The following is a 6,083-nucleotide window of genomic DNA, read 5'->3' as shown; positions in this document are numbered from 1 at the left end:
GACTGGCGCGGAACTTGACGTTGGGCATGGCACTGTCTGGGTGAATGGCGATATTCGCTATATTGCCATGCAGTTCAGTAGGTTAGAAGCATTCCTGGGGGCCGGTCTCACGGATTCAGGAATATAAGAACGCTTGTATTAAATAGTCGTATTGAGGCTGAACGCGCTTGGGATATTGCAGTAAAGCGTTACCAGTTTTTTTATAAATAAGTATAAATATCGATTGCTACGAGATAGACAAGTGTACGAAGAATATTGACTGGTCCAGTATGTGAAAGAGGGCAAGGTTAATTCTGACGACCTCCTACTCAAAGTCTTCTAGGACGCAGCGGCTATCGCCGAATCACAGTTACTCTCAGCTTGAGCGGCCACTTTGCTTGTGCTGATGGTATTAGCGCCAGCTGTTAGCAGGCTTGGGTATGAACGCAAGTTCATCCAGCTTGGCAGCTAGCAGATGAATCATATTGAAATTGTCCAATTCGCCAACGAATTCTGCAATCGCATCCAGCGGCCTTGGAAGTAGCTCCAACGCCATTAACGCAGGATCTTCTGCGAGAATATGGTAGTAACGAGCAGTATTCAGCAACTGCTCGGCACGCTGAAGAGCGACAATAGGCTGGTATCCGAACTCCCCAAGATAGCGCTCGATGGCTTGGATTGAGATCCAGTATCGGCTTTGTATGCTCTCACGGGTATAGACGACGCCTAGCAAGGCCACGAGTTTCCACTCACGAGACGGCACCCCGAACATCCAGTCATATTCCGTGCGTGTCTCAACCGCGGTAGGAATGGCTTCCAGGTCCATTTTGTGAATATCTCGTTCGAGGTTGTGCCGGGCCATCGGCAAGCAGAACCGTGTTGATGTAGCCACCTTGCCAGACCTGGCATGAATACGCTGACAGGACGCGAAAAGTTCCATGGCGAGATGGCGCATCTCATGAAGATCGAGTTGCTGACGCTCTTGCTCCCAGGTTTTCTGTTGCCGATGCCGCTCGGCTTTAGCTTCGAGTTGACGTGCAACCTCGGCTTCGCGTCGTCGGATTTCGGCCTGCTCGGTCGCTTTTTCTCTCGCCCGGCGTTGCTCCTCCTCCCGTTGGCGTTTTAATTCAGCGTGTTTCTGTTCCTGAGCTTTAAAATAAGCTTCCATCCGGGCATGTTGTTCACGTTGTCGCTGCTCCTCTTGTTCCCTTGCGATATTCGCCTGTGCTATTCGTTTGTTGGCCTTCTCGATCTGCTGCTGAAGTCTTGGGCGTAGCTTTTCCTGCTCCGCTTCGATCTTGGGATTTACGATCCAGTAGGCTCGTTGATAGTTAAATACATGCTCTTCGAGCTCGACCGGTGTTAGGTTCCGTGGTATGTCCCCCAGGTCGATTTCGATGCAGCGCTGGCCACGGGACTCAAGCCGCTGCTGCTTTTCCGCGTCGATGAAATGGGTTACGGCCACCTCGACTAGGATTTCTATCTGACCCAAGCTCACGATAAGGTCAGGGCGGATGTCCCCCAAGCTGAACTCAAGTTTTGTGTCATCCACCGGCTGCCGATCGTGGCCGGGGAAAATGACCTTAGATTCGGTGTGCTTGTAGCCAAGGCTATCCTTCGCCTCAAGTACCGCCTGAAGCAGAGGAATGGGTATTTCCTTTCGGTCTGCGATCAACTGCTTTGCGGCTAGGTGTATTCCGGTTTCAGTGCCCCCAGCGCATGGTCGGGTCCCTCTGGCATGTGCGAAATAGTGACGGACAATATCCCCCATTCTCGCTTCAAGCGGTGTTCTGCATTCAGGACAGACACAGCCGCAACGGCCGCCGCGTTCGGCCCTTGTGAGCTGGCTGATATGCACCAACCTGTTATTGCGGATGCCGTAAGGGATTTTTGCGCTGTTTTTCATGTAATTGCGTCAAGAGAGGTTGTGCTGAGCGAGTGTGCTCGATAGCTCTCCCCTGGTAAAGGGACTAGGCGGCGTGAATTACAGCCGGAAGCTAACCGCCCTGCTCGATAGTGGTGAGCTGCTAAGTTGTCAGTTTTGGCTCGCCATCAATCGATCTTAAGCTAGGCGTCCGCATCTAGTTCATCGAGAACGTCGAAGATTGAATAGCCGCGCACTTCGCTAGAATTGGGCTTTGGACTGCCAATGTCACTCACGAGGTCAGTTTCCGGTGTGATCATCACAATGTCATCGGTCACAGCTCGAGCGTTCCGCTTCAGAAGTCGATCATGGAAGGACGGGACCGTATCTATGAGGAAGAGATCGTAGCCGGCTGGATGAGCAACCTCGAAGATGGCCTTAATAGTGCGCTTGCCAAGCCGCTCCCAACGTAGGGCGAGCGGCATCATTATGTTACTAAGCTGAAGCTCTTCGGAGTCGTGCAAGAAGGTGACAGAGAGGACCAAGGTTCTGACAGGAGAATCGGCTTCTTGCTGACAACGGACCTGCAATCTCGCTCTGCCTGTAGGCGAATGGTACTCAAGTTCGAACTGATGCCAAGGCAGGGTCGCGAGCTTTGTCTCCAATAGCTCTTTAGCCGCTTGAAGTACGCTATTTTCAAACACTTGGTTATGATCGGTGGACGTGGGCATGCAACCTCTCCTGTTCTTTCGGTCTACTTTACCACTCTCTGTTGGGGCCTTGCTTACGCGATAAGCAATGTTGCGATGCAGCCCTTGGGCAAGCTGTAGCGCAGAGGCGCTATAGGTGCCCGCGCCTAGATCTGCCTGGAGTTGCAACCGCAGTGGCAGTCTTTCGATCTTCTGATACACTGTTGTTATATCAAATGAGTGGAGGGGAGGCCATGGAAGCTGCCATCGAAGAGTATCGGCCGAAGCCTAAGCCCAAGAAAGACGACTTTTGGAAGGCCCTGGGTCTTCCAGCGCGTGGGGCACAACTGCATGAGGCTTTGGAAAAAGGCGTCCCGTACAAGGTCTACACGGAACTTGCTGTGGCGTCTGGCCTGGAAAGCAAGGAGCTGGCGCGTTATGTCGTTATCAAGCCAGCGACATTGCAGCGAAGAGCCACGGCTGGGCGCTTCAAGCAAGACGAAGGCGATCGGCTGTACCGCTTTGCCGAGGTCTACAAGAGCGCTGTTGATCTCTTTGAAGGAGATCAACAGCGGGCGAGGCGCTGGCTCCTCAATCCGGTGCGCGGTCTCGGTGGTCGGCGACCGGTGGAAATGGTGGCGACGACTGCTGGCGCTGAAGCTGTGCTGGATCTGATCGGACGGCTTGAGCACGGCGTTTTCGCGTGAGTACGGTTCGTGGTTACCGCCTCGTAAAGCGGAAGTGGCTCCAGACGGCCTTCGATGGGGAGGGAGCCCGCTTGTACGGCGGTCGATGGAATAGCAAGGGGAAGGCCTGTGTGTACCTCGCCAGTGCTGAATCACTGGCTATGCTTGAGGTGATGGTTCATCTTGATGACTATCGGTTGCTGACACACTATGCGCTGTTGGAGGTGACTATCCCGGAAAATGCGCTGATGCGCCTGCCTGCCGATAGTCTGCCGGAAGACTGGATGGAGGAGCCGGCGCCCGCCTCGACCGCGGAGATCGGCGACAGCTGGCTTGAGAGCCAATCGAGCCTCGCGCTAGTAGTCCCAAGTGTCGTGGTGCCTCGAGAAACGAACTACCTGATCAACCCCAGTCACTCCTATTTCCAGGCATTGGCTGACAGTGCCAGGGAAGTCTCGTTCACCCCGGATAAGCGCTTGTAGCGCCTTTCCCCGCCCTTGGACAGGGACGGTTTGAGACCCCCTCCTTCTGCCTAGCTTGCAGCAGACCTGCCGAATCTCTGAATTCTGTATTTATATGGCTATGTTGGTATCTTTTGTTGGTTTGAGCCAATCGCTATACGTAGCCACATCTCCTCCGTTGGCTCTGCGGTTTCAAACAAACGTCGCCATGCCAAATAGTTGGGTAAGTACACCGTTCCCACTCCATGAAAGCGCCCCATCCATCCCTTTAAGCGGCTCATATAGCTGTTGACGTTCTGAATGTGATATTCCTTGCCGATCACGCGCTGATTATCGAGCGTGAGCAATACCATGGTTAGCAGAGAAGATGTTATACCAGCTATGCCCATCCGAACATAAAATCGAGTCGCAATTGATGATCGGCCCCAGGAACTCATGAACAGTAGATTACTTGAATGAATTGATGGCGGGCGTACAACGCGTCGCTGGCATGCTAAGCGAGATCAGTCATGCCGCTGGCGAGCAGAGCGACGGCATCGGCCAGGTGAATATCGCCGTGGCGGAGCTGGATCGCATGACAAAGCAGAACGCATCTCTAGCCGAGCTGTCCACCATGTCGACCGATCAGCTCAGCGAGCACGCCGAACGATTGGCCTCAATGGTAGGGCGCTTCAAGTTGCGCGGTGACCTATTTCCGGCTCAGGTGATTGCATCAACTTGATAGTCAATGACCTAGTAGGCATTGCTCTGTTTCGCATGCGAAACAATTAAACCTGCCTCCAACGAAATCGAGCAGCAAACCGTTAAGGTTGCTGCCCGATCGCGTACTTGCAGTCTTGCATGGGGTTAACTCGGTTTCGTGTCGTGGTCATCGAGCGTTTCAGAGGCCGCGGAGAGCGATGCTTCGGCAAAGGCTGCCGCGCTCTCGCCGACTTCCTCGGGGCTTAATTTACCCCCTCCCTCACCAAGCAGAATGGCGTGCATGGCGGTCATCGTAAAGGCTTCCAGTCTCGTCATGTCCAAAGCAGACTTATCGAACCGCGATGTATTGAGATTATCGTCAGCCATTTTGCCCTCCAAAAGCTGAGCGGCCACTAATAGAGTGGCCGCTGATCGAATCAGATTCGTTCCCAGTCGCCACCGGCATTCTGGCAAGTCGTGACATTCTGATCATTGTCCTCGGGGCCACCAGTGACAGTGATGTGGTAATCAATGCAAGTACGGCCTTCACCATCGACATAAGTATCGCTCTTGACGATGTTCTGTTTCATGTTGGCAACGTCCTCGAACCCGACTTCGGATTCGCCCTGCAATGCGGTGAAAGCGCTTCGCATCCCCTTGTCAGCCAGACCTAGCGCGCCAGCGCCAACAGCACCGTAGGCGGCACCGCTCATACCTGCTTTTCCGCCATTAACCAAACCCTGAACGCCCTGCATGTGACTGGCCGAGTCTGCTCCTGCTGCGCTGACGCTATTGTTGTTGCGACTTCCTAGCACATCAGTGATCGCGCTGACGGCTGAGTTCTGCAACATGCCAGACCCTTGCGGGGCAGCACAACCAGCAGCCAACAGCAGCATTGATGTGGCAGCCAGACCCATGAGAGTACGCTTGATAGTCATTTTGATCCCCTTTTAATCCGTTGTTTTGATGGTTTCAGGCAAAGCTACTTATAGATATATAATTTATACCATACGACGTTTTATATTTAAAACTCTGCGAAGCATTTCCAGACAAAGTATTCTCTACACAATCCCGAACCATCGCAAACGCAGCGCCGTAAATCAGTAATAACGGCAATTAGTAATGGCGGAGAATCCGTAAAAATTGTCACATATTCATAGTTAAAAGATGTCGTCTAGTATAATTAAGGTTTGTATTATGGATTCAGGTGCTCTTATTGCGAACGCGCACGACGAGCTTTCCCTACTCTCACGACTTGTCGTTGATAGGGCGGCCCTGCGCGAAACCAACGAAACACTGACGCTGATCATTGATGAGGAGGGGGCGCGGTTACTGACGATGGACCGGGTGCGCCAAGAAATTGAGTGTGCTGTAAAGAAAGTGTGTGGGCTGGAGGTTGCCTATGAGCGGGCCGCGTAATTCCCGCCAGGCGAGACAGCTTGTTAGGCGTCTTGAACGCGACTGTGACCTGGATTGGCCAGGTGGCGCTGACAACGCGGCTCTTTTTCATGACCGCTCAGCCAGTCGGTGGGAACTCCACACACTCGAAGGCCCTTCGTTACCTGTCATCTCTGGCCCTACCCCTCTAACCCACCTGCTTCGAGATGGGTTCGTCCTGATCCGCTGGCCGGATGACAGCATCGAGCTTTTCCACGTTGAAACGGCAGAATCACAATTGAGCCACCGACTGAAAGAAGCGGAGGTGGCAGCAGCCGGGAGATGA

General features: G+C 53.3%; 9 protein-coding genes and 1 pseudogene. 5 read left to right on the top strand and 5 right to left on the bottom strand.

Translation table 11 applies throughout. The features are described from left to right. Positions 1-391: 391 nt before the first annotated feature. Positions 392-1,654, bottom strand: coding sequence for a hypothetical protein (locus tag HUO07_RS18245; RefSeq protein ID WP_146779537.1), 1,263 nt, complete (start codon positions 1,652-1,654; stop codon positions 392-394). Between the two features lie 392 nt (positions 1,655-2,046). Beyond that, positions 2,047-2,574: a hypothetical protein gene (locus HUO07_RS18240; protein WP_101145376.1), complete on the bottom strand. Its 528-nt coding sequence runs from the start codon at positions 2,572-2,574 to the stop codon at positions 2,047-2,049. A gap of 212 nt (positions 2,575-2,786) precedes the next feature. On the opposite strand from HUO07_RS18240, the gene parS reads away from it, so the two are divergent. Together parS and HUO07_RS18230 are read left to right on the top strand one after the other, a co-directional pair. After that, positions 2,787-3,239, top strand: coding sequence for a type II RES/Xre toxin-antitoxin system antitoxin (gene parS, locus HUO07_RS18235; protein WP_101145377.1), 453 nt, complete (start codon positions 2,787-2,789; stop codon positions 3,237-3,239). Continuing rightward, the gene (locus tag HUO07_RS18230) at positions 3,236-3,700 is read left to right on the top strand and encodes an RES family NAD+ phosphorylase (RefSeq protein WP_101145378.1); all 465 of its coding nucleotides are present in this window, start codon (positions 3,236-3,238) and stop codon (positions 3,698-3,700) included. The genes parS and HUO07_RS18230 overlap by 4 nt, the downstream gene beginning before the upstream one ends. A 98-nt stretch (positions 3,701-3,798) precedes the next feature. Here HUO07_RS18230 and HUO07_RS22290 read toward each other — a convergent pair. Further along, positions 3,799-4,126 (bottom strand): annotated as a pseudogene (locus HUO07_RS22290) (IS1595 family transposase); the annotation flags it as partial. A 4-nt stretch (positions 4,127-4,130) separates the two neighbouring features. On the opposite strand from HUO07_RS22290, the gene HUO07_RS18220 reads away from it, so the two are divergent. Then, positions 4,131-4,400, top strand: a complete 270-nt coding sequence (locus HUO07_RS18220; protein WP_157826458.1) for a hypothetical protein — start codon at positions 4,131-4,133, stop codon at positions 4,398-4,400. A gap of 125 nt (positions 4,401-4,525) precedes the next feature. Here HUO07_RS18220 and HUO07_RS18215 read toward each other — a convergent pair whose 3' ends face one another. Together HUO07_RS18215 and HUO07_RS18210 are read right to left on the bottom strand one after the other, a co-directional pair. Next, a complete protein-coding gene (locus HUO07_RS18215; protein ID WP_101145380.1) occupies positions 4,526-4,747 on the bottom strand; it encodes a hypothetical protein in 222 nt (73 codons plus the stop codon). Between the two features lie 50 nt (positions 4,748-4,797). Further along, positions 4,798-5,298 (bottom strand): hypothetical protein, encoded by a 501-nt coding sequence (locus HUO07_RS18210; protein WP_052703860.1) that lies wholly within the window; start codon positions 5,296-5,298, stop codon positions 4,798-4,800. Positions 5,299-5,557: 259 nt separating this feature from the next. On the opposite strand from HUO07_RS18210, the gene HUO07_RS18205 reads away from it, so the two are divergent. After that, positions 5,558-5,779, top strand: a complete 222-nt coding sequence (locus HUO07_RS18205; RefSeq protein WP_035557803.1) for a hypothetical protein — start codon at positions 5,558-5,560, stop codon at positions 5,777-5,779. Next, positions 5,763-6,083 carry a hypothetical protein gene (locus HUO07_RS18200; RefSeq protein ID WP_035557806.1) on the top strand — a complete coding sequence of 107 codons (321 nt, stop codon included), beginning with the start codon at positions 5,763-5,765 and terminating at the stop codon, positions 6,081-6,083. Before HUO07_RS18205 ends, HUO07_RS18200 begins: the two co-directional genes overlap by 17 nt.

Origin of the sequence: Vreelandella maris, from assembly GCF_013371085.1 — a bacterium.
GTDB lineage: Bacteria > Pseudomonadota > Gammaproteobacteria > Pseudomonadales > Halomonadaceae > Vreelandella > Vreelandella maris.
The sequence above is the reverse complement of the archived record's forward strand: the minus strand, read 5'-3'. Positions and strand labels throughout refer to the sequence as shown.